We start from the raw sequence: 23,613 nt of genomic DNA, 5'->3' as shown, positions 1-23,613 counted from the left end.
GAGTGATCTTGCGGCGGGAGGTTGGCGCTTACGCCTTGGGAAAATCCTTGCGCATCGCGATCTCGGCGGCATCGCCGGGCGACAGCACGGTCTGGTCGAACGCTACTTGCGGCCTCGTCATGATGTCGTAGAGCGAGATGCCTTTGATGGGCTTGCCCATCAGCTCGCGGACGCAGTCGGCGAGCGTGCCGTTGTAGACCATATAGGGAGGACCGCGGTCCTTCTGCCTCTCGCCCTTCAGCGACGGCCACTTCTTCAGTTCGGCCGGCGCGTCATAAGCGATCGGCGATTCCTCTTTGAACATGCGCTTGGCCCCGACGGCTTGGACTGCCGGGAATCCTAGAGCCGCCGGGTAAATACTCGTTAAAGAATTAGTTAAAATCAGCCGGCAACGAAGGCGAGCAGGGTGCCATTGGCCTTGGCCGGCGGCACGCAGATCGCAGGTCCGCTGCGCAACGCCGCCGAACCCAGCGCCTTCTCGGTCGCTGCGAGATCGCCGCTGACGAGGACCAGCGCCGCGCCGCCACGCTTGGAGAGACCGCCCAGCGGTACGCCGGGATAGCGCTTGCCGAGCTGGTCCAGCGTCAAATAGACGAAGTCGGCGCGATCGCCGCCGGAGGGCACGGTGACCGCGCCGTCCGCCTCGGCCTTCGGTTCGCGGTCGATCAGCCGGCCGAGATGCGCGGCTTCCTGCGCGGGCTCGGGCGTTGCGATCAGCGTCTGCTTGATCCGCTTGGCCGCGTTGGCGTGCTTCATCAATTCGGGAATCCACACGGTGTCGCGGGTCTTGTGCTGGCAGGCGAAAATGCGCACGCCGCCTGGTGCTTCCGCGGTCGGCCACATGAAGGTGCGGAATTTTGCCGCCGAAACCGTACCGTCCGGCAGCGTCACCGGCCGTTCGAAATCGGTCGGGCCGATCGGCGTCAGGCCGCGCGCCCGGATCTCCTCCGCGCCGGCTGCGGAATCAACCGCCGTGAAGGCGATGCGCTCGATGCCTTCGCCGCGCTTGTCGAGAAAGGCGCGCGCGGGCGCATTGTGCTCGGTCGCGACCAGCACGCCGAGCAGCTCCATATAGTCGGGGTCGAACATGATGGTGTAATTGCCGGTGCCCATATGCGCGCTGTGGGTGCCGCGCGGGGAGAGGGTGAAACCGAGCTGCCGGTAGCTCTCGGCGGCCTTGTCGAGGTCCTGAACCATGACCACGGCGTGGTCGATACCGATGACGTTCTTGAGGGCCATTGTTCTTATCCCCGAATGCAAACTGACTTGAACCGCGGCATCAACGGCCGCTGGCCCTGTCTACGCCGGATGAGCGGTCAAGTCATTTTCAAATCGGTGGGAAATGCGGAATTCCGTTCGGCGAAACGTCGAGGCGACGGCGTCAACGCGCCTGCTCGATATAGGCAGCGAGGATGGCGCGCTCCTCGCTGGTCATCTCGGTGATATTGCCGGGCGGCATCGCATTGGACCACGCAGCGACCCGGCCGATCAGGCGGATGTTGCGATGGATGTGCTCGGGCGCATCGAGCAAGATGCCCTTCGGCGCGGTCACGATCCCGGCCCAGACCGGCTCAGCTGCGTGGCACATGCTGCAGCGGGACATCACGATCTCCTCGACATTGGCGACCGTGACCGGCGCCGACAGCGCTCCCGTTTTTACCTCGCGCGGGCCGGCGGCGGAGAGGAAGAGGATCGCGATCACGCCAACGGCTGCCACGCCCCACACCCACCATGGCGATTTGCGCCCGGCATGGCCCTCGTTGAAGAAATGGCGGATCACCGGTCCGAGCGCCAAGATGATCGCGACGATGATCCAGTTGAAGCGGGTGGCGTAGAGCAGGGGATAGTGGTTGCTGATCATCAGCACGACGACGGGGAGCGTCAAATAGTTGTTATGAACCGAGCGCTCCTTGCTGGTCTTGCCGAGTTTCGGATCGGGCGCCTGTCCCGCGATCAGCGCCGCCACGATCTTCTTCTGGTTCGGGATGATCACCGCGAAGACGTTGGCGACCATGATGGTGCCGATCAGTGCGCCGATCTGGTTGAAGGCGCCACGGCCGCTCAGCACATGGGTGAAGGCAAAGGTCAACACGACCAGGAACACATAGCCGCCGATGGCGAAGGGCAACTCGCGCTGCGCGAGCCCGGTGCGGCAGGCTGCTTCATAAAGCAGCCACGCCAGCGCGAGGCTAAAGAAGCTGAACAGCCCGGCCTGGAACGGCGTGAGGTCGAGGATCGACTTGTCGACCAGGAACAGATCGGCCTCGAGATAATACACCACCACCATCAGCGCGAAGCCGGACAGCCAAGTGGTGTAGGCCTCCCATTTGAACCAGGTCAGCTCGTCCGGCATCTGGCTCGGGGCGACCAGATATTTCATGATCCGGTAGAAGCCGCCGCCATGGACCTGCCAGGCTTCGCCTTGCACGCCGTCTGGCAAGTCAGACTTCGGCTTGAGGCCAAGGTCGAGGGCGATGAAATAGAAGGAACTGCCGATCCAGGCGATCGCGGCGACCACGTGCAGCCAGCGGAGCAGCAGGCTCGCCCATTCCGATATGATGGATCCCCACATGATCACCCCATCAATTGCGACAGAAATGCCGTAGCTTTCGTAGCTTTGATGACCGCAACCGGCGGCCTCGGCCCTATCTTGCCCTTCCAATGTGTCGCACCTATCCGTGGTGTTTTCCAGTACGATGGGCTGCGGCTGATGCACATCGTGCGGGCATGAGCTGATGTGGGATGCGGCAGGCGTTTTGCCTGTTGCAGACCAATTGCGGGTCGATCGGCGTTGACGCGCGAGACATGCAGGCCGGGAGGAAGACGACGTGAAAAGCATGGTATGGTCAGTGGCGTTGGTCGTGGGATTTCTGGTTGCGGCTGCGACATCTGCGCAGGCCGAGCCGGTGCTACAGGGCAAGGACGCCTACGGCGATTGGCAGGCCGACAAGCCCGGCACCGTCAGGCTGATCCGGCCGCAGGATCTGGTCAGGCCCGGCGCCACGCGATCGGTCGCGAGTTCGTCGCGGGTGGTGCCGCGTCCGCCTGAGGCCGCGCTTCAGGTGCCAGCAGGTTTCAAGATCGAGCTGTTCGCCGAAGGCCTGCGCGCGCCGCGCATCCTGAGGGTTGCGCCGAACGGCGATGTCTTCGTCGCGGAGACACGGGGAGGGACCATCCGCGTGCTTCGCGCCGGCGAGGGCGGCAAGGTCGCCACCAACGAATTGTTCGCCAGTGGACTGCGGCAGCCATTCGGCATCGCCTTCTTTCCGAACGGCGACAATCCGCAATGGGTCTATGTCGCCAACACCGACAGCGTCGTCCGCTTTCCATATCAGGCCGGCGATCTCAAGGCGCGCGGCAAGGCGGAGACGATCGTGGCGACCCTGCCGCATGACGGCGGCCATTCCACTCGCGATATCGTCTTCACGCCTGACAACAAACGCATGCTGGTCTCGGTCGGCTCGCTCAGCAACGTCGCCGAGGGCATGGGCACGCCGCCGGGCGGGTTGGAGGCGTGGTTGAAAGCGCAACCGCTTGGTGCGGCCTGGGCAAGCGAGACCGAGCGCGCCACGGTGCTGGCCTTCGCCCCTGACGGCAAGGAGCGGAAGATCTACGCTACCGGCATCCGCAACTGCGTCGGCCTTGCGATCCAGCAGCAGACCGGTTTGCCGTGGTGCTCGACCAACGAGCGCGACGGCCTCGGCGACGATCTCGTGCCCGACTATGTCACGAGTGTGAAGGAGGGCGCGTTCTACGGCTGGCCGTGGTTCTACATCGGCAGCAATGAAGACCCGCGCCACCCCGGCGCGCGGCCGGATCTGAAGGACAAGGTGACAGTGCCCGATGTGCTGGTGCAGCCGCACTCGGCGTCACTCGGCATGATCTTCTATCAGGGCACCCAGTTTCCGTCCGAGTATCAGGGCGATGCCTTTGCCGCCGAGCACGGCTCCTGGAATCGGTCGAAGCGCACCGGCTACAAGGTGATCCGCATCAAGATGAAGGACGGCAAGCCGACCGGGGAGTACGAGGATTTCGTCACGGGATTCGTGGTGAGTGATACCGAGGTGTGGGGGCGGCCGGTGGGTGTGGCGGTAGCGAAAGATGGATCGCTGCTGGTGTCGGAGGATGGCAACGGCACGATCTGGCGGGTGACGCATTAACGCCAAGCGAGCTCTTTCGCCTCTCCCCGCATGCGGGGAGAGGCCGGAATTCGACCGCAGCTCGAATTCCGGGTGAGGGGAAGTCTCCGCGAGTCCATCTGTCGCCGTTTTCGCGGAGGCGGCCCCTCACCCCGCCCCTCTCCCCGTAAGAACGGGGAGAGGGAGAGGACCTACCCCCTTCTCACGCTGGCACCGCCATCCACCGGCAGCGTCACGCCGGTGATGAAGTTCGCTTCGTCCGACGCCAGGAACAACGCCGCATTGGCGACATCCCACCCCGTGCCCATCTTCTTGCGCAGCGGCACCTTGCTGTCGCGTTCGGCTTCGACTTCGGCGCGGGTCTTGTGCCATTCGCGGGCGCGGGTATCGACGGCCATAGGCGTGTTCATCAGGCCCGGCAGGATGACGTTGGCGCGAATGCCGTATTCGGCATTCTGGTAGGCGAGCTGTTCGGTGAAGGCGATCATCGCCGACTTTGTCGCCTTGTAGGCAACGTAAGGGTAAGTGGTGATGGCGGCCATCGAGGAAATGTTGATGATGACGCCGCTTTGCTGGGCGCGCATGATCGGGATCACCTCTTTGGCCGCCAGAATACAGCTCTTGAGGTTGATGGCGACGACGCGATCGAAGGCTTCCTCGGTGATTTGCAGCAGCTCGGCGTCGCCTCCGGAGAGGCTGACGCCGACATTGTTGTGCAGCACGTCGATCCGGCTCCAGCGCACCTGCGCCTCCGCCACCATCGCCTTGATGTCGGCGGATCTTGTGACGTCCGCCCTGAAGGCTGCGGCGATGCCTTGCTGCGCAGTGATCATGGCGGCTGTTTCCTGCGCCGATTCCAGATGATGATCGACGCACAGCACCTTTGCGCCCTCGCGTGCGAAGGTCAGTGCTGTGGCGCGGCCATTGCCCATGCCTTCGCCGGGGCTTTGCCCTGCGCCGACGACGATCGCAACCTTGTCCTTCAGGCGCATCTCAGTTCACTCCGGGAATCGGGTACTGCCGGAGTACCTCTTTGTAATACGGCTCGTTGTCGATCTTCATGGTGGCGAGCACGCGCACCACGCCGCAATAGAAGGCGATGGTGAGGACGAGGTCGACCATGTGCTCGTCGGAAAGATCTTTCTTGATCTCGGCGAAGGTCGCATCCGACATCGCGAGCTCCCGCACCATCTCGCGGGCGCCTTTCAGGATTGCCTTGGCGAGCGGCTCGAGCTTCGACGGCTTGCCCTCGGTCTCCGCCATCAGGCCGGCGATGTCCTCGTCGGTGACACCGAACTCCCTACCGATCTTCACATGATGGGTGAACTCGTATTCCGACTTCTCCATCCAGCCCACCTGGAGGATCGCAAGCTCGCGCAGGCGCGGATCTAGCTTGCTCTTGAAGCGGATGTAACCGCCGATGCCGTTGAAAGCGCGGGCCATCTCCGGCGAGTTGACCAGCAGCTTGTGCAGATTGGTGTTGCGCTTGAGCATGTCGCGATATTCGGGTGCGACCTGATCGGCTTCGAGATAGGGCAAGCGGGCCATTTCTGTGTTTCCTCTAGTGTTCTTGTGACTCGCGTTCGGGAGCTTGCAGCGTCACGCCGCCGTCGACCACCAGCAACTGGCCGTTGATGTAGCGGGAAAAATTGCTGAGCAGGAATTTGACGGAATGGCCGACATCCCAACCGGTGCCTTCGGTCTTCAATAAAGAAGCTTTGGCCCGCTGGGCGCGGGCCAACAGAATTGCTGCAGCGCGGCCGTTGCCGATGCCCACAGCGCCGCCGCCGCTGATCAGCGCCACCTTGCCGGCGAGGCCGGCATCGTCCTCGGGGCCCTTCATGTTGTTTCATCCCAATATTTTCGTGCAGATTAGCAATCGAGTGCGGGGGTGAGAAGGCCGGCTGTTCCGCGCAGATGTCATTGACATCGCATGGAATTGCATGCCGCCGGGCGGCATGGCGTGCGATCGAGCGGGCGTATTGAGGAACCGTCCTCACGCGCTTGCGTTTGCTGCGGGGGCGTTTTTCGCGTTACGCTCCTTCTCGGGGTTTCCCAATCGCCAGTGGCTTGCCGATGAATCTGCTCGATCCACAAGGGCCGGTGGCTGCCGCCAACAGCACCATACTGGTCGATTCCGTCTTCATCATGCTCGCGATCGTCGTGCCGACGATCATCGCGATCCTTGGGTTTGCGTTCTGGTTTCGCGCCTCCAATCCGAAGGCGCGCTTCCAACCGGACTTCGTCTATTCCGGGCGCGTCGAGATGGTGGTGTGGGCAATCCCCGCGCTCACCGTGATCCTGCTCGGCGGCGTCGCCTGGATCGGCTCGCATCAGCTCGATCCTGCCGCGCCGGTGCCGGGCACCGGCAGCCCGGTGAGGATTCAAGCCGTCTCGCTCGACTGGAAATGGTTGTTCATCTATCCGGACCAGCGCATCGCCACCGTCAACACGTTGACGGTGCCGGCCGGCGCCGAGCTGAATTTCCAGCTGACCTCGTCGAGCGTGATGAACGTGTTCTTCATCCCACAACTCGGCAGCATGATCTACACCATGAACGGGATGGTGACGCGGTTGAACCTGCGCGCCGACAATGAGGGCAAGCTCAAGGGCCTGTCGGCGCATTTCTCCGGCGACGGCTTTCCCGACATGATGTTCGACGTCAACGTGGTCTCGCCGCTCGCCTTTCCGGACTGGGTGGCGGCCACAGCGAAGACCGATGCCGTGCTGAACGAGGAGAGCTACACAAAGCTGATGCAGCAGGGCATCGAGAAGAACAGACTGACCTTTCGCCTCGACGATCCCCGGCTGTTCGACCTGATCGCGACCCAGCACATTCCGCCTGGACCAGGACCGGATCTGCTATCCGACGCAGGCCGTCCCCACAGTGGAGCCCACGATGCTCGGTAAGCTCGATTGGTCGGCCATTCCGTTCGATCAACCCATTCCGCTCATCGCGGGCGCGATCGTGCTGGTGGCAATCCTCGCCGTGCTGATCTGGGTCGTGGCGAAGGGGCATCTGCCCTATCTTTGGCACGAATGGATCACCAGCGTCGATCACAAGCGGATCGGCGTCATGTACATCCTGCTGGCCTCGGTGATGCTGCTGCGCGGCGGCAGCGACGCCATCATGATGCGGATTCAGCAGGCGGTGGCGTACCAGTCGCAGGGGTTTCTCCCGCCCGAGCACTACAACCAGATTTTTTCGGCGCACGGCACCATCATGATCTTCTTCGTGGCGATGCCGTTCGTGATCGGGCTGATGAACCTCATCGTTCCGCTCCAGCTTGGCGTGCGCGATGTCGCATTCCCGACGCTCAATTCGGTTGGTTTCTGGCTGACCGCGACCGGCGCGCTGCTGGTCAACCTCTCGCTCGTCGTCGGCGAGTTCGCGCGCACCGGCTGGCTCGCCTTTCCGCCACTCTCGCAACTCTCCTATTCGCCCGGCGTTGGCGTCGACTATTACGCCTGGTCGTTGCAGATATCTGGCGTCGGTACGCTGGTGGCCGGCATCAATCTCGTCACGACCGTGCTGAAGCTGCGCACCAAGGGCATGAACTATCTGCGCATGCCGATGTTCTGCTGGACCACGCTGGCATCGAATCTCCTGATCGTCGCGGCGTTCCCGATCCTCACCGCCACGCTCGCGATGCTGCTGCTCGACCGCTATCTCGGCTTCCACTTCTTCACCAATGAAGCCGGCGGCAACGTCATGATGTTCATGAATTTGATCTGGGCCTGGGGGCATCCCGAGGTCTACATCCTGGTGCTGCCGGCGTTCGGCATCTTCTCGGAAGTCGTCTCGACCTTCTCCGGCAAGCCGCTGTTCGGCTACCGCTCCATGGTGCTGGCGACTATGGCGATCTGCGTCATCTCCTTCATGGTCTGGCTGCATCATTTCTTCACGATGGGGGCGGGGCCCGACGTCAACGCCATTTTCGGCATCGCCAGCATGATCATCGCGGTGCCGACGGGGGTGAAGATCTATAACTGGCTGTTCACGATGTATGGCGGCCGCATCCGCTTTGCGACACCGATGCTATGGGCGGTCGGCTTCATGGTCACCTTCATCATCGGCGGCCTGACGGGGGTGCTGGTCGCGGTGCCGCCGGCGGACTTCATGCTCCACAACAGCATGTTCCTGGTGGCGCATTTCCACAACGTCATCATCGGCGGCGTGCTGTTCGGCGCCTTCGCCGGTTTCGAATACTGGTTCCCGAAGGCGTTCGGCTTCCGCCTCGACGAGCGTTGGGGCAAGGCCGCGTTCTGGTTCACCTTCCTCGGCTTCTATGTCACGTTCTTGCCGCTCTACATCGCCGGCATGCTGGGCATGACCCGACGCCTGCAGCACTACGATGTCGCTGCCTGGCGGCCATGGATGTTCGTTGCGGCATTCGGCGTGCTGATCCTGTCGATCGGCGTGATCTGCCAGATCATGCAGATCGTCGTCAGTATCCGCAATCGCGAGGCGCTGCGTGATCGCACCGGCGATCCCTGGGACGGCCGTTCGCTGGAATGGGCAACCTCGTCGCCGCCGCCGGTATTCAACTTCGCCTTTTACCCCGACGTGCGCGGCGAGGATGCCTATTGGGATATGAAGGCGAGCGCCCAGCAGCAATCGCTGGAGCACGAACCGCCCGAGTATCGTGACATCGAGATGCCCAGGAACTCGCCGACCGGTTTCATCTGTGCGTTCTTCGCCACCATCATGGGCTTTGCGCTGATCTGGCACATCTGGTGGATGGTGATTCTTGGCGGCATCGGCGCGTTCGCGACGTTCGTCGTGTTTGCCTGGCGCGACCATGACGAATACGTCATCCCGGCCGATGAGGTCGCAGCGATCGACCGCGTCAACCTCGAGGAGCGTCGCGGCCTCGTCAGCATGGCGGGGACAATCTGATGGCCATGACTGCGACCGCAGGCCGCGCTCACGCCGATCCCCATCACATCGGCGTCGTGATCGAGCATCCCGGGCCGGCACCGAAACGTACCGTGACCGCCTACGGATTTTGGGTCTTCCTGCTCTCCGACATCGTGATGTTCTCCTGCTTCTTCGCAGCCTATGCGGTGCTGTCTGGCCAGACCGCCGGCGGCCCGAAGGGTTCGGAGATTTTCGAGCAAAGGAACGTCGCGATCGAGACGGTCTGCCTGCTGCTGTCGAGCTTCACCTGCGGCATGGCCAGTATTGCCGCCGACGTGCGCAATCGGTTCTGGTTCTATCTCGGCATGACTGTGACCTGCGTGCTCGGCCTGATCTTCCTCGTCATTGAGTTCCGCGAATTCTCCGACCTCGTCGCGCGCGGCTATGGCCCGTCGCGCAGCGCGTTCCTGTCGTCGTTCTTCTCGCTGGTCGGATGCCACGGCCTGCACGTCTCGGCCGGCATATTGTGGCTCCTCACCATGATGGCCCAGGTCTTTGCAAAAGGCTTTCGCGCCGATGTCCTGCGCCGGATGATGTGCTTTGCGCTGTTCTGGCATGCGCTCGACATCGTCTGGGTTGGAGTCTTTTCCGTCGTCTACCTGCTTGGGAGTGGCGTATGAGCGATCAAGCGCACACGCGGACCGAACATGACATCGCACCGGGCGATGAAGAGCAACACAGCGTCGCCGAGCGGGTGATCGGTTACGTCGTTGGTCTCGGCCTGGCGCTGCTGCTCACGGCGACCTCGTTCTTCATCGCCGGCACCGATCTGGTCTGGCAACCCTCGATCCCCGTTGCGCTGATCGTGCTCGCGATCGCTCAGATGGGCGTACACCTCGTGTTTTTCCTCCACATCACGACGGGGCCCGACAACACCAACAATGTGCTGGCGCTGGCTTTCGGCCTCATGGTCGTTTTCCTGGTGGTCGGCGGCACCGTCTGGATCATGGGGCATCTGAACGCGAACATGCCGCCGATGGACCAGATCATGAAGACGCGAATGTAGAGGCATCCAAAAAAGAAGAGCCGCCTGTTGTGACAAGCGGCCCAAGTCTAGGGAGGAAACGCCCGAGCAAAAACAATCCGATGAGGATCGTCTGCCAAGGAAACGCTCGCGCAAAGCGCTTGCGTACACATATAGGTGCAGCAACTCGCGTTGGAGTTCAATTCCGGATCAATACTGTCTCCGGCTACCACTCACGGCTGCGTGAACCAATTGTTCACTTTGGCCGGCGGCAATTGTAGGCCTTACGGAAGCCGGCGGCCTGGGCGTCGTCCTCCGAGCAGAACCAGCGGTCTGGTTTGGTCGTCGCGGGATAGCTCGGGCAGCCCCGTAAATGATAGATGCCGATATTGCCGGTGACGCGCGCACGCACGGCGAGCTTGCCCTTGATGGCGCAGCTCGGCGGCATCGTCAGGTCCTCCGGAAACAGAACGCCGCGAATCTCCTTGTCGCGGTCGGCGCGGCAGGCGGCGCCCAGCAGCGTGCCGTCCTTCTTGCCGGTGCGGAACTCTTGCGGCGCAACAAAGCAGCCCTTCCACAAGCCGGCCGAGGCGGACTTGGCATCCGCTGCCGCCGGCTTGACGTTCGCCTTGATGGGCTCGCGGGCAATGGCAAAGCCGAGCTTGACCAGCTGCTCGTTCAGGCTGGTCTTGTCGCCCTCGGCCGTGCAGATCGCGCGGTGGCGCTTGCCGAAACTCTTTTCCGGTCCGACATCGTCGCAGCGCACGGAGCGCTTGTTGATCAGCTTCGCCAACTGGTCGCGGGCCTCGATGCCGCAGGTCCAGGGGTCGGCATGATCGTCGATGCAGACCTGGTCCAGCTCGGGGGCGTCGACACCGTCGAGCCGATAGGTGACGTCGCCGAGCTGGATCGAATTGGCATCCCGGACGGTTGCAGCCGCCGTTAGCGCGGAGGCCGGACCGGCAGATCCCAGAAACCCGGGCAGAGCGAGAAACAGAACAAGCGCGAAAGCGCGGGCGGCGGCAAATGAATTCCTGAAGGACATACGGTCTCGCTACGATTGCTCTGGCGCCTCGTTCCTAGCATCCGGGCGTGGCAACACCAATGGTCTGCGCCCTGCGAAGTGCGACATTCCCCGCCTGTGGCTTTACTCGGCCGTAGCTCTGATCCTATCGTTTGGCAGAATAGGCAAGCCAGCGTAGGCCGAATCGCCCGGGAAGCGGCGAGGGCGGGAGGAAAGTGCTTCAATGAAAGACCCCGTGGACGTCCTGATCATCGGCGCCGGCGCTTCAGGCGCGGCGATGGCGTGGTCGCTGGCCGAGACCAAGATGCACATCCTCTGCCTGGAGCAGGGCGGTTGGATGAACCCGGCGGAATATCCGAGCACGGGCCGCGACTGGGAGGCCAAGTTCTACGGCGAGTGGGCGACCAGCCCCAACATCCGCGGCCGTCCCGAGGACTATCCGATCAACGACGACAATTCGCCGATCAAGGTCGTGAACTATAATGCGGTCGGCGGCTCGACGGTGATGTACACCGCGCACTGGCCGCGGCTGCATCCGTCCGATTTCAAGGTGAAGACGCTCGACGGCGTCGCCGACGACTGGCCGATCGACTACGACGCGCTGACCCCGTTCTTCGAAGAGAACGACCGCATGATGGGGACTTCAGGCCTGTCGGGCGATCCGCTGTCGCCGCTGACGCACCCGCCGATGCCGCAGCAGCCGATGGGATTGACGGGGGCGATCTTCGGCAAGGCCATGAACAAGCTCGGCTGGCACTGGTGGCCGTCCGACACGACGGTCGCGACCACTGACTATGAGGGCCGCGCGCGCTGCATCAATCTCGGCCATTGCACGCCCGCTTGCGCGCAGGGCGCAAAGTCCTCGACCGACATCACTTATTGGCCGCACGCGGTCCGCGCCGGTGTCGAGCTCCGTACCCATTGCCGGGTGCGCGAGATCACCACCGACGAGAGCGGCATGGCCACGGGCGTGGTCTATTACGACAAGGACGGTGTCGAGCAGTTTCAGCCGGCGCATGTCGTCATCATCGCCTGCAACGGCGTCGGCACGCCGCGCCTGCTGCTCAACTCGAAATCCAATCGCTTTCCGAACGGCCTTGCCAATTCGTCGGGCCTCGTAGGCAAGAATTTGATGTTCCATCCCTATGCGCAGATCTACGGCTATGTGAAGGAGCCGACGGACTCAAACCGCGCGCCGCCGACCTGCCTGTGGAGCAAGGAGTGGTACGACACGGATTTGTCGCGCGGCTTCGTGCGCGGCTACGGTGTGCAGTTCGTGCGCGGCGCCGGGCCGGTGTTCGAGGCGGTCGTCAGCGAGCAGAAGGGTATTCTGCCCTGGGGCGAGGATCATCACCGCATCTTCCGCAAGCTCAACGGCCATCGGCTGGGTTTCTCTGCGATCTGCGAGGACCTGCCGGAGGAGCATAACCAGGTCACGCTCGATCCCGTGCTGAAGGACAGCCACGGCATTCCCGCGCCGAAGATCGATTACACGATCAGCGAGAACAGCCGGAAGATGATGGAGCATGCGCTCAACCGCGGTCGCGAGGTTCTGGAAATGGCGGGGGCGACCGACATCTGCGTCAATTCGCCGATCCCGTGGGGCGGCTGGCATCTGCTCGGCACCGCACGGATGGGCACCGACCCCTCGCGTTCCGTCGTCAACGAATGGGGCCGCACCCATGACGTGAAGAACCTCTTCATCGTCGACGGCAGCATCTTCGTCACCTCGGGCGGCGTGAACCCGACATCCACCATCCAGGCCCTCGCGCTCTACATCGCCGATCAGATGAAGCAGCGCCTTGCAAACTTGTTCGACTGAGGCCGCTATGTCCGCCGACAATCAACTCACGCGCGTCCAGCGCGACGACCTCCGTGCTATCGCTGCGATGATCGTTCCCGCCAGCGACGCGTACGAGGTGCCCGGCGCCGACGATGCCGTGATCCAGGCCGATATCCTTGCGACGCTCGGCCGCGATACCAAATTGGTGGTGGCGGCGCTGGACCATCTGGCGCGGCTGGCAGGTCAGCCGCTCGCCGGGCTCGATGTCGTCAGGCGCGATGCGGTGGCGCAGGAGTTTCGCAAGCACGGCGGCGCGGCCGCGGCGACGCTCGTCCGTGTGGTGCTGCAATGCTACTACCGCGACGACCGCGTGCTGCGCTCGCTCGGGCTCGAGCTGCGCGCTCCGTTCCCCAATGGCTATGTGCTTCCAGACGGCGACTGGTCGCTGCTCGATCCGGTCAAGGCGAGGTCTGGCACGCTGCGGCGGGCGCCCTAGCCACTTGGGCAGTCAAGCGCTGGCAGCCCAGCCTTGCGCCCCGGGCGGGTCACTTGCGCGGGAGGGAACAGGCCACCATCTGTGTGAGCCTCAAGGACTTTTGCCATGCTGGATTTCACTTCAGACATCGTCGATGACGCCACGTCATCGCGAACGACAGTGGCTGGTCCGGTCAATGACCGGGCGCTGCTGGACGCCTATTCCAATGCCGTGATCGACGTGACCGACCGTGTCGGCCCTGCCGTCGTGCGGATCGAGACCGGGCCAAAGGTCCCGAACGGCCGCGAACGCGGCGGGCTCGGCTCCGGCATCGTGATCTCGCCGGATGGGCTCGTTCTCACCAACAGCCACGTGGTCGGCTCGTCGAAGGAGATCCGGCTGCGCGACGTCGAGGGCAACGTTGGCGATGCCCGGGTGCTCGGCGTCGATCCCGATACAGACCTCGCGCTGCTGCGTGCCGACGGCGTGCGCGACTTGCCCTATGCCGCGCTCGGCAATTCCAAGAATTTGCGGCGGGGCCAGCTCGTGATCGCGATTGGCAATCCGCTCGGCTTTGAATCGACCGTCACGGCCGGCGTGGTCTCGGCGCTGGGGCGCTCGATCCGCTCGGTCAGCGGACGCACCATCGAGGACGTGATCCAGACCGACGCCGCGCTCAATCCCGGCAATTCCGGCGGGCCGCTGGTGTCGTCGAATGCCGAGGTGATCGGCATCAACACCGCCATCATCAACGGCGCGCAGGGCATCTGCTTTGCGGTCGCCAGCAACACTGCGCAGTTCGTGCTGTCGGAGATCATCCGCCACGGTTACGTCCGCCGCGCCTATGTCGGCGTCGCCGGGCAGACCGCGCCGGTTCCGCGCCGGCATGCGGTGCTCGCCAGTGTCGAGAACAAGATGGGCGCACTCTTGATGCAGATCGAGCCCAACGGCCCGGCGGCTAAGGCGGGCCTGCTGCCCGGTGACGTCGTGATCAGGCTCGACGGCGTCGAGATCAACGGCGTCGACGATCTGATCCGCGTGCTCGACCGCGACCGGATCGGCCGGCGGCTCGCCATGGACGTGCTGCGGCTCGGCCGCCTGCGGGCGATCGATATCGATCCGATCGAGCGCAAGCCGGCGCGCTAGCATTGGGCTGGCGAGGCGAGGTATGACGGTGTCATGCCTCGTCTTCGGAAACCTGCCGCATGATGCCGGCACATGAGACCTACGACGTCATTGTCATAGGCGCCGGTGCCGGCGGCATGACGGCTGCGGCGGTGGCTGCCGCCGAAGGGCTGCGGGTGCTGGTGATCGAGAAGACCGCCTTCGTCGGCGGCACCACGGCCTGGTCCGGCGGCATGGTCTGGATCCCCGCCAACGCCAAAATGAAAGAGGCGGGTCTCTCCGACAGCATCACCGATGCCGTCCGCTATCTTTCGGGTACGGTGCCGGAGCCCGCCAATGCGGGCTTGCGCGCCGCCTTCCTTGCGCGCGGGCCGGAGGCGGTCACCTATCTCGAAGCCAACACGGTCGTGCGCCTTCAGCCCGTAAAAGCATATCCAGACTATTATCCGGAGCTGCTGGGCGCGACATCAGGCGGGCGTGTGCTGGAACCGGTCGTGTTCGACGGCACAAGGCTGGGTGGGCATTTCGCGCGGCTGCGCGCGCCGCTGCCGGAGTTCACGCTGTTCGGCGGGATGATGGTCAACCGGCTCGACATCCCGCATCTGCGCAAGGCCGGAAAATCGCTGCGTTCGACATTGCGTTCCGCGAGGCTTGTTTTCGAGTATGCGCTGCAACGGCTTCGCTCGCCGCGCGGCACGACGCTGCATCTCGGCAACGCGCTCGCGGCACGGCTGTATGCCTCGCTGCTGGCGCGGCAAGTCGAAATCCTCTTCAGCGCTGACCTTGAGGATTTGTCGATGCAGGACGATCGCGTCAGCGGCGTGGTGATCCGCCATGGCTCGCGCGATCGCCCGATCGCCGCGCTCCGCGGTGTGGTGGTCGCAACCGGCGGCTTCTCGCACGATGCAGCTTTACGCAAACGGTTCTTTCCGCCTGCGGCCGGATTTGTCTCAGCGACTAACACATCAGGCACAGGCGACGGGCTGCGGCTAGCGACCACGGCCGGTGCTGCGCTTAATATCGAAGCGACGAGCCCGGCCTATTGGGTGCCGGCCTCTTTGTTCCGCCGCTCCGACGGCAGCCGTGGCGTGTTCCCGCATACAGTCACCGACCGCGCCAAGCCCGGTGTGATCGCCGTGAATGCGGCGGGCCGACGCTTCGTCAACGAGGCGCTCTCATACCATGAATTCGTGCTCGCCATGCTGCGCGATGGCAATGGTGAGCCGGACCGGCCGTTCTACCTGATCTGCGACCGCCCGTTCCTGTGGAGCTACGGTCTCGGCCGCATCAAACCATTTGCGCGCAACGTTCGGCGTTATGTGGCGAACGGTGAGTTGATCGAGGCGCCTGACATCGCACAGCTTGCGGTGAAGATCGGTATCAAGCCGTCTGTGCTCACGGCGACGATTGCGGGCTACAATTCCGATGCGAAGGAAGGGCGCGATCCCGAATTCGGTCGCGGCAGCACCATCTACCAGCGCCATCTCGGCGATGCTGCTCACAAGCCCAATCCCTGCGTCGCGCCAATCCTGCGTGCGCCGTTCTTTGCGATGCGCATCTATCCGGCCGATCTTGGCACGGCGATCGGCATGAAGGTCGATGCCCAGGCGCGCGTGCTGCGCGAGGACGGCACGCCGGTCGCGGGCCTCTACGCCTGCGGCAACGACATGGGCTCGATCATGAACGGTAATTATCCGGGGCCTGGCATCACGCTGGGCCCGGCGCTGACGTTCGGGTACATCGCGGGGCGGCATCTGGCGGAGGGCGGGGTGACGGCGCCTGCTGCTGGTGTGTCAGCGCCGGTCTAGCCAACCCCACCGCTGTCATACCCCGCGAAGGCCGGGCAACCAGTACGCCGCGGCCTATCGGCTCAATCACAACTGTCTCGGAGTACTGGATCGCCCGCCTTCGCGGGCGATGACACTGAGGATGTGGCGTAGGCTTGCCTTCACTCCGCAGCCGCGGCAAAGCGGCTGTTCTCGAGCTCCGCTTCCAGCCGCGACCTCTCGGCCGCTGCCAGCTTGATATTGGCTTCCTTGACATGCCCGAAGCCGCGGATCTTCTCGGGCACGCGGGCAAGCCCCGCCAGTAGCGGAAGCTGCTCCGCCTTCAGCCCGGCCATCCGCAGGTCGATCATCGCCAGATAATCCGCGACCAGCTTCCGCTCGGTCCGGCGCTCCTCAGTGCGGCCGAACGGGTCGAACGCGCCGCCGCGCAAAAATTTCAGCTTGGCGAGAACGCGGAAGGCGTGGACCATCCAGCCGCCGAACTCCTTCTTCTGGAGATGACCCGTCGTCTTGTCGCGCTGCGCGAAGATCGGCGGAGCAAGATGGTACTTCAGCGTGAAGTCGCCATCGAACTTCTCTGACACTTTGTTCGCGAAGCTACCGTCGGTGTAGAGTCGCGCGACCTCGTACTCGTCCTTGTAGGACATCAGCTTGAACAGGTTCTTTGCCACCGCCTCGGTCAGCTCGGTGGATGCGGGCGAAGCCGCACTCTCCGCCTTCCGCACCTTGCTAACAGCTGCGAGATAGCGATCCGCGTAAGCCTTGTCCTGATAGCCGGTCAGGAATTCGGCGCGGGTCGCGATGACGTCGTCGAGCGACTTGGTCGGCGCGGATGCCCGGCTCTTGAACTGGAGCACGCTGCGCACCCGCGACATGTCGTGGGCGGCGAGGCGGCCCCAGGTGAAGGCGAGCTTGTTCATCTCGATCGCGGCGCCATTGATCTCGATGGCCCGGAGCAACGCTTCGAGCGACAGCGGGATCGCGCCCTTCTGGAAGGCGAAGCCTAGCATGAAGGGATTGGTGGCGATCGAGTCGCCCATCAACGCCGACGCAATTCCGGTGGCGTCGATGATATCGAGGTTGTTGTCGCCGACGGCGTCGCGCAGCACGGTCTGCATCGTGCCCATCTCGAAATCGAGGTCGGGGTTTTGCACGAAGCTCGCAGTCGGCTGCAGATCGGCGTTGATGTAGGCCTTGGTCACGCCGCGCTCGGCGCGGCTCAGCGCGCTGGGACCGGCCGAGACGATCATGTCGCAACCGAGGATGACGTCGGCGCCGCCCGTGGTGATACGGACCGCGGAAATGTCCTCCGGCTTCGAGGCGATGCGGACATGGCTCATCACCGCGCCGTTCTTCTGCGACAGGCCGGTGAAGTCGAGCGCCGAGCAGCCGCGGCCGTCGACATGGGCGGCCATGCCGAGCAGCGCACCGATGGTGATGACGCCGGTGCCGCCGATGCCGGTGACAAGGATGTTGTAGGGGGCGTCGAGCTCACGGGCAGGCGGCAGCGGCAGGTCGGCGAACAGCTGGCCGGAATCGACCGCCGAGGTCTTCATGCGTTTCAGGCTGCCGCCATGCACGGTGACAAAGCTCGGGCAAAAGCCTTCGACGCAGGAAAAATCCTTGTTGCAGTTCGACTGGTCGATCTGGCGCTTGCGGCCGAACTCGGTCTCCAGCGGCCGTACCGAGACGCAGTTGGAGGCCTGCGAGCAATCGCCGCAGCCCTCGCAAACGAGCTCGTTGATGAAAGCGCGCTTGGCGGGATCGGGATAGAGCCCGCGCTTGCGGCGGCGGCGCTTTTCGGCGGCGCAGGTCTGGTCGTAAATAACAACGGTGAGGCCCTTGATGTCGCGCAGCTCGCGCTGGACGGCATCGAGTTCGCGACGGTGATGGATAGTCGCGCCTTGCGGGAAGTAATTGCCTTCAGGGTACTTGCTCGGATCGTCCGAGACGATCGCGAGCCGCTTCACGCCTTCCGCCCAGACCTGGTGCGCGATCTGCGCCACGTTGAAGCCGCCTTCGGCCGGCTGGCCGCCGGTCATCGCCACCGCGTCGTTATAGAGGATCTTGTAGGTGATGCTGATGCCGGCGGCCGATGCCGCGCGCAGGGCGAGAAGCCCCGAATGGGTGTAGGTGCCGTCGCCGAGGTTTTGGAAGATGTGCTTCTCGGTGGTGAAGGGCGCTTGCCCGATCCAGTTCACGCCCTCGGCGCCCATATGCGAGATCAGATCGGTGCGGCGGGTCGGCATGCTCAGGGCCATGCCGTGGCAGCCGATGCCGGCCATGGCGCGGCTGCCTTCGGGCACGCGGGTCGAGGTATTGTGCGGACAGCCCGAGCAGAAAAACGGGGTGCGCGCGAGCTTGATCTGCGTGGTGGCGGTAACAGGGTTGTCGAAGGCCTCGAGGCGCGCGAGGCGCTGCTCCAGCACCGGGCTGTGGTGGCCGAGCTTGCGCAAGCGCGCCACCAACGCGCCCGCGACGATGGTCGGCGTCAGCTCGCCCTCGCTCGGCAGCAGCGGCGCGCCGCTCTCGTCACGCTTGCCCGTGACGGTCGGGCGCCTGGACGCATCGATGTTGTAGAGGATGCGCATGAGCTGGTCTTCGATGAAGCCGCGCTTCTCTTCGATCACCAGCACGTCCTGAAGACCTTCGGCGAAACGTTTTGCGCCGCTTTCTTCCAGCGGCCACGTCAACGCGACCTTGTAGATGCGCAAACCAAGATCCTGCGCGTCCTTGTCGGTAATCCCCAAGTCGGCGAGCGCCTGGCGCAGGTCGAGATAGGCCTTGCCGGTCGCGACGATGCCGAGCCGGGCCGGCCTGGAATCGAGCACGATGCGGTCGAGCTGGTTGGCGCGGGCAAAGGCCTGCACGGCGGCCATCTTCGGGCCGAACAGGCGCCGCTCCGCGTCCAGCGGCGGATCGGGCCAGCGGATGTTGAGGCCGCCGGGCGGGATCTCGAAATCGTCGGGGAGTACGATCTTGATGCGTTCAGGGTCGCTGTCAATCGAGGCCGAACTCTCCACGGTTTCGCTGATCGCCTTGAAACCGACCCAGCAACCGGAGAAGCGCGACAGCGCGAAACCATAAAGGCCGAGGTCGAGATAGTCCTGCAGCGTGGCGGGATTGATCACGGGGATCATTGCCGCCGCGAACACCTGCTCGCTCTGATGCGCCAGCGTCGAGGACTGGCAGCCATGGTCGTCGCCGGCCAGCGCGAGCACGCCGCCATTGCGCGAGGTGCCGGCGGCGTTGGCATGCTTGAGCGCATCGACCGAGCGGTCGACGCCGGGGCCCTTGCCGTACCAGATGCCGAACACACCATCGACCTTGGCGCCGGGAAACAGGCCGACCTGCTGGCTGCCCCAGACTGCGGTCGCGGCCAGATCCTCGTTCAGGCCGGGAACGAAGGCGATGTCGTGCTCCTGAAGGTGCGACTTCGCGCGCCAGAGCGCGTGGTCGTACATGCCAAGCGGGGAGCCACGATAGCCGGAGATGAAGCCGCCGGTGTTGAGCCCCTGGAGGCGGTCTCGTTCGCGCTGCAACATGGGCAGACGGACCAGCGCCTGCGTGCCGGACAAGAAGATCCGCTTCGATTCGAGCCGGTATTTGTCGTCCAGCTCGACCTGCATCAGCGTCATGTCGGCAGTCCTTGTTCTTCTTGGTCCGGCGGGATTTTTGCGCCGCGGAAAAAGGTGCGGCCTGCGAAGCGGGTGTTACCAGTCAAGAGCATGGGCCGGCGAAGTCAATACGGCTAGCCGCATCCGTGGCGCTCCTGCTAGTCATGGCTTGTGCGCGGAGGACAGCATGACGACACAAGCATTCAATACCGAGATCACAGAGACCGCCGACGCGCTGGTCGGCCCGTGGCGCCAGCCGCGGCAGATGCTTCAGTCTCAAACTTACGACGCGCATGCCTCCATCCATGATGATGCGACCGCACAGAAGCTCGGCTTCAAGGGCGGCACCATCGAGGGCCCGACGCATTTCAGCCAGTTTGCACCGCTCGGCGCGAAGTTGTGGGGACAGGCGTGGTTCGAGAGCGGCTGCCTCTCCGCGCATTACCGCAGCGTCTGCTACGAGGGCGAGGAGGTGCAGGCGATCCTGTCGAAGCCGCTGCCTGCTACCCACCAGTGTCAGATCCAGATGGTGAAGCGCGACGGCACCGAGGTGCTGCGCGGGACGGCCTCGGTCGGCGAACTGCAAGCCGCGACCGCGCTCGAGACGCGCCTTGGCGAGCTCAAGCCGCTCACCGATCCCGTCATCCTGCGCGACGTGAAGGTGGCACAGACGAGCAGGCGACAGACGGTGCGGATGGCGTTCGACCAGATCATGGGCGACCTCTATCCGTTCTCCCTCAGGCAGAAGCTCGCGGTCATCACGGAGAACTCGCCCTACTATTCCGGGGCAGACAATCCTTCTTCGAATCCTTGGGGCAGGGCGATCATCCCGATGGAGATGCTGAGCGTGCTATTGCAGTATCGCTCCAAGGACCATCCATTGCCGACGAAGGGACCGGCCGTCGGCTTGTTCGCCGATCAGGAGATCAGGCTGATCAAGGGGCCGCTGTTCGTCGACGAGGAGTACGAGATCGAGCGCGAGGTCGTCGCGCTCTCCGGCAGCCGCCGCACCGAGAGCGCCTGGGTGAAGTCGCGCGTGTTCGACAGCGCGGGCGCGCTGGTCGCGACCATGCTGCTCAACATGGCCACGCTGAAGGATTCCTATGCGCCGTATGAGGAAGAGTATCGGCGGCTGTACGGAGACGCTGCCCGCTAGAAAGCAGGCTTCACTGTCGCTCATCCTTTAAGCAAATGCCCGTCGCAAAGTCGCCGCACAGCGAATAAGCAGACCCGCGCTCTTCCGATAACATTATGACAGTGCAGCAAATTTTCCCACGCTGTCCGCCCGATCTCTATTGTACACAATGGCACGGCGCTTGCAGAACTCCCGGCAAAGAGAGTTCTCGCGGGGGCCTTGCGTCATGTTGAACTCAACCAAGCCGACACTGGGCGTCATCAGCGCCGAGCCCGAGCCGATCAAGCTCGACTGGTCGTCGACCGCGCTCGTGATCATCGACATGCAGCGCGATTTCATGGAGCCCGGCGGCTTCGGCGAGACGCTCGGCAACGACGTCGGCCAGCTTGCGCGCGCAGTGAAGCCGATCGGTGCGCTGCTGCAGGCGGCGCGCGACACCGGCATGCTGGTGGTGCACACCCGCGAGGGTCATCTGCCGGATCTCTCCGACGCGCCGCCTGCGAAGGTCGAGCGTGGCGCGCCGAGCCTTCGCATCGGCGATCCCGGCCCGATGGGCCGCATTCTCATCCGTGGCGAAGCCGGGCACGACATCATCCCCGAGCTCTATCCCCTCGACAGCGAGGTGGTAATCGACAAGCCGGGCAAGGGTGCGTTCTACGCCACCGAGCTCACCGACGTGCTGGAGAAATACGGTATCGAGAATCTTCTGGTGTGCGGCGTCACCACCGAAGTGTGCGTCAACACCACCGTGCGCGAGGCCAATGACCGCGGCTATCGCTGCGTCGTCATCTCGGACGGCTGCGCATCCTACTTCCCCGAGTTTCACGAGATGGGCCTGAAGATGATCAAGGCCCAGGGCGGCATCTTCGGCTGGGTCGCAAGCTCAGCCGCAGTCTTGGAGGCGTTGAAGATTTCGACCACATAGGGGGTAATACCATGAGCACAGCGACGGGGACGGCCGGCAAATCTGAGGGCAATACGTCCGAGTTCAAGCCGGCACTATGGACACCAGGCGACTGGAACGCGTTTTTCGGCTTCGGTACCAACATCCTCGTCAACATGCTGGTGCTCACGGGGCTGTTGCGCTTCGTCTTGAAGATGCCGGACAGTCTTGTGTTCGGCCGCATCCTGCCCGCGCTTGGGCTGATGATGTGTCTGTCGACCTTCTACTACGCATACCTCGCCTATCGTCTGGCGCAGAAGACCGGTCGCAGCGACGTCTGCGCGCTGCCATCCGGCGTCAGCGTACCCCACATGTTCATCGTCACCTTCGTGATCATGCTGCCGATCACGATCAAGACCGGCGATCCGCTCAAGGGCTGGTCGGCGGGTCTGGTCTGGGTATTCTTCCAGAGCTTTATCCTGATGATCGGCGGCTTCATCGCTCCGTTCATCCGCAAGATTACGCCGCGCGCGGCACTGCTCGGCACGTTGGCCGGCGTCTCCGTCACCTTCATCTCGATGCGTCCGGCACTTGAGATGTACATGACGCCGCAGATCGGTCTCGTGTGTTTCGCCATCATCCTGGTCAGCTGGTTTGGTGGCGTGAAGTACCCGAAGAGCATCCCGGCGGGCCTGATCGCGATCGCGGTCGGCATGATTATCGCCTGGGGCTCGAACCTGTTTGGGCTCAATCTCGGCGGACTGAGCATCAAGGGCGTCGGCGATGCCTTTGCCAGCTTTGGCTTCTCCGTGCCGATCCCGGCGGTCGGTCAGGTGTTTTCCGGCTTCGAATTCCTCGGCGTCATCCTGGTCACCGCCATTCCGTTCGGCATCTATGACCTCGTCGAGGCCATGGACAATGTCGAGAGCGCGGAAGCGGCCGGCGACGAATATCCGACCACGCGGGTTCTGACCGCCGACGGCGTCGTCAGCCTGATCGGCTGCCTGATGGGGAACCCCTTCATCAACGCCGTCTATATCGGCCATCCCGGCTGGAAGGCGATGGGCGGCCGCATCGGCTACTCGGCTGCGACCGGCATCATGGTGGTCGTGCTGGCCTGGTTCGGCATCATCCCGGTGCTGCTGGCGCTGGTGCCGGTCGTCGCGATCTCGCCGATCCTGCTCTATATCGGCATGCTCATCGGCGCGCAGGCGTTCCAGACCACGCCTGTCAAGCACGCGCCCGCGATCGTGCTGGCGCTGACGCCGCATCTGGCGGCGTGGGCCAAGCTCCAGATCGACACCATGCTGGGCTCGACCATGAATGCGGCGGCGACCGTCGGCGGCATGGCCGCCGACAAGGCCGACGCAGTCAAGGCCGCTGCGATCGCAGCACTCCCGCAGCAGGGCGTGTTCTACCACGGGCTCGAGATCATGGGCGGTGGCTCCATCCTCGGCGGCCTTATCCTCGGCGCGATCGGTGTCTTCATCATCGAGCGTGACTTCGAGAAGGCCTCGGCCTTCGCGCTGGTCGGTGCGGTCCTCACCTATTTCGGCTTCATGCACGGTGAGTCCGTCGGCATCGGTGGCGGCTTCGGCGTGACGCCGTCCGTCGCCTTCGCCTACGCCGTGGTGGCGGCCGGACTGTACGTCCTCAGCCGGCGCACCAGCGAGCACTACATTGCACATGCGGACATGCACGCGGCACCGGCAGAGTAGGACAGAGAGAATGAAAAGCGGCTGGGCGGCGTGATGTCGCCC

20 protein-coding genes are annotated in these 23,613 nt (G+C 63.9%); 12 read left to right on the top strand and 8 right to left on the bottom strand.

All coding sequences use genetic code 11. The features are described 5' to 3' along the window. Window positions 1–28 precede the first annotated feature (28 nt). The 3 genes from IVB29_RS06780 to IVB29_RS06770 all read right to left on the bottom strand — a co-directional run bounded on the left by IVB29_RS06780 (window position 29) and on the right by IVB29_RS06770 (window position 2,572). Window positions 29–304, bottom strand: coding sequence for a hypothetical protein (locus IVB29_RS06780; RefSeq protein ID WP_247502621.1), 276 nt, complete (start codon window positions 302–304; stop codon window positions 29–31). A 77-nt stretch (window positions 305–381) separates the two neighbouring features. After that, entirely contained in the window at window positions 382–1,239 is an 858-nt protein-coding gene (locus IVB29_RS06775) for a VOC family protein (protein WP_247502620.1), read from the bottom strand. Window positions 1,240–1,381: 142 nt separating this feature from the next. After that, complete coding sequence (locus IVB29_RS06770; RefSeq protein ID WP_247502619.1) at window positions 1,382–2,572, bottom strand: urate hydroxylase PuuD; 1,191 nt, start codon at window positions 2,570–2,572, stop codon at window positions 1,382–1,384. 256 nt (window positions 2,573–2,828) lie between these two features. Between IVB29_RS06770 and IVB29_RS06765 the strand changes: the two genes are divergently transcribed. After that, window positions 2,829–4,160 (top strand): sorbosone dehydrogenase family protein, encoded by a 1,332-nt coding sequence (locus tag IVB29_RS06765; protein WP_247502618.1) that lies wholly within the window; start codon window positions 2,829–2,831, stop codon window positions 4,158–4,160. 170 nt (window positions 4,161–4,330) lie between these two features. On the opposite strand, the gene IVB29_RS06760 is transcribed toward IVB29_RS06765, so the two are convergent. The 3 genes from IVB29_RS06760 to IVB29_RS06750 are packed head-to-tail and all read right to left on the bottom strand — an operon-like array spanning window position 4,331 to window position 5,982. Beyond that, window positions 4,331–5,131, bottom strand: a complete 801-nt coding sequence (locus tag IVB29_RS06760) for an SDR family NAD(P)-dependent oxidoreductase (protein WP_247502617.1) — start codon at window positions 5,129–5,131, stop codon at window positions 4,331–4,333. Window position 5,132: 1 nt separating this feature from the next. Next, the gene (locus IVB29_RS06755) at window positions 5,133–5,687 is read right to left on the bottom strand and encodes a carboxymuconolactone decarboxylase family protein (RefSeq protein ID WP_247502616.1); all 555 of its coding nucleotides are present in this window, start codon (window positions 5,685–5,687) and stop codon (window positions 5,133–5,135) included. 13 nt (window positions 5,688–5,700) lie between these two features. Continuing rightward, the gene (locus IVB29_RS06750; protein ID WP_247502615.1) at window positions 5,701–5,982 is read right to left on the bottom strand and encodes an SDR family oxidoreductase; all 282 of its coding nucleotides are present in this window, start codon (window positions 5,980–5,982) and stop codon (window positions 5,701–5,703) included. Window positions 5,983–6,215: 233 nt separating this feature from the next. Here IVB29_RS06750 and IVB29_RS06745 point away from each other — a divergent pair, with 233 nt between their 5' ends. The 4 genes from IVB29_RS06745 to cyoD are packed head-to-tail and all read left to right on the top strand — an operon-like array spanning window position 6,216 to window position 10,066. Further along, window positions 6,216–7,049, top strand: a complete 834-nt coding sequence (locus tag IVB29_RS06745) for a cytochrome ubiquinol oxidase subunit II (protein ID WP_247502614.1) — start codon at window positions 6,216–6,218, stop codon at window positions 7,047–7,049. Next, window positions 7,039–9,039: a cytochrome o ubiquinol oxidase subunit I gene (gene cyoB, locus IVB29_RS06740; RefSeq protein WP_247502613.1), complete on the top strand. Its 2,001-nt coding sequence runs from the start codon at window positions 7,039–7,041 to the stop codon at window positions 9,037–9,039. Before IVB29_RS06745 ends, cyoB begins: the two co-directional genes overlap by 11 nt. After that, window positions 9,039–9,680, top strand: a complete 642-nt coding sequence (locus tag IVB29_RS06735; protein WP_247502612.1) for a cytochrome (ubi)quinol oxidase subunit III — start codon at window positions 9,039–9,041, stop codon at window positions 9,678–9,680. The genes cyoB and IVB29_RS06735 overlap by 1 nt, the downstream gene beginning before the upstream one ends. Continuing rightward, a complete protein-coding gene (gene cyoD, locus IVB29_RS06730; protein WP_247502611.1) occupies window positions 9,677–10,066 on the top strand; it encodes a cytochrome o ubiquinol oxidase subunit IV in 390 nt (129 codons plus the stop codon). Before IVB29_RS06735 ends, cyoD begins: the two co-directional genes overlap by 4 nt. Before the next feature lie 214 nt (window positions 10,067–10,280). On the opposite strand, the gene IVB29_RS06725 is transcribed toward cyoD, so the two are convergent. After that, a complete protein-coding gene (locus IVB29_RS06725; protein WP_247502610.1) occupies window positions 10,281–11,069 on the bottom strand; it encodes a thermonuclease family protein in 789 nt (262 codons plus the stop codon). Window positions 11,070–11,271: 202 nt separating this feature from the next. Here IVB29_RS06725 and IVB29_RS06720 point away from each other — a divergent pair, with 202 nt between their 5' ends. From IVB29_RS06720 to IVB29_RS06705, 4 genes are all read left to right on the top strand, one after another. Beyond that, window positions 11,272–12,870 carry a GMC family oxidoreductase gene (locus IVB29_RS06720; RefSeq protein WP_247502609.1) on the top strand — a complete coding sequence of 533 codons (1,599 nt, stop codon included), beginning with the start codon at window positions 11,272–11,274 and terminating at the stop codon, window positions 12,868–12,870. Between the two features lie 7 nt (window positions 12,871–12,877). Continuing rightward, a complete protein-coding gene (locus IVB29_RS06715; RefSeq protein WP_247502608.1) occupies window positions 12,878–13,327 on the top strand; it encodes a hypothetical protein in 450 nt (149 codons plus the stop codon). Between the two features lie 105 nt (window positions 13,328–13,432). Beyond that, complete coding sequence (locus IVB29_RS06710) at window positions 13,433–14,452, top strand: trypsin-like peptidase domain-containing protein (RefSeq protein WP_247502607.1); 1,020 nt, start codon at window positions 13,433–13,435, stop codon at window positions 14,450–14,452. Window positions 14,453–14,511: 59 nt separating this feature from the next. Next, window positions 14,512–16,239: an FAD-dependent oxidoreductase gene (locus tag IVB29_RS06705; protein WP_247502606.1), complete on the top strand. Its 1,728-nt coding sequence runs from the start codon at window positions 14,512–14,514 to the stop codon at window positions 16,237–16,239. A 140-nt stretch (window positions 16,240–16,379) separates the two neighbouring features. On the opposite strand, the gene IVB29_RS06700 is transcribed toward IVB29_RS06705, so the two are convergent. Beyond that, complete coding sequence (locus IVB29_RS06700) at window positions 16,380–19,856, bottom strand: indolepyruvate ferredoxin oxidoreductase family protein (RefSeq protein WP_247502605.1); 3,477 nt, start codon at window positions 19,854–19,856, stop codon at window positions 16,380–16,382. Between the two features lie 166 nt (window positions 19,857–20,022). Between IVB29_RS06700 and IVB29_RS06695 the strand changes: the two genes are divergently transcribed. The 3 genes from IVB29_RS06695 (at window position 20,023) to IVB29_RS06685 (ending at window position 23,571) form a co-directional block, all read left to right on the top strand. Next, window positions 20,023–20,991, top strand: coding sequence for a hypothetical protein (locus tag IVB29_RS06695; protein ID WP_247502604.1), 969 nt, complete (start codon window positions 20,023–20,025; stop codon window positions 20,989–20,991). Window positions 20,992–21,196: 205 nt separating this feature from the next. Further along, the gene (locus tag IVB29_RS06690; protein WP_247502603.1) at window positions 21,197–21,895 is read left to right on the top strand and encodes an isochorismatase family cysteine hydrolase; all 699 of its coding nucleotides are present in this window, start codon (window positions 21,197–21,199) and stop codon (window positions 21,893–21,895) included. Between the two features lie 11 nt (window positions 21,896–21,906). Beyond that, complete coding sequence (locus IVB29_RS06685) at window positions 21,907–23,571, top strand: regulator (protein WP_247502602.1); 1,665 nt, start codon at window positions 21,907–21,909, stop codon at window positions 23,569–23,571. Window positions 23,572–23,613: the final 42 nt, after the last annotated feature.

The sequence above is a fragment of the Bradyrhizobium sp. 1 genome, assembly GCF_023073315.1.
Lineage (GTDB): Bacteria > Pseudomonadota > Alphaproteobacteria > Rhizobiales > Xanthobacteraceae > Bradyrhizobium.
The sequence above is the reverse complement of the archived record's forward strand: the minus strand, read 5'-3'. Positions and strand labels throughout refer to the sequence as shown.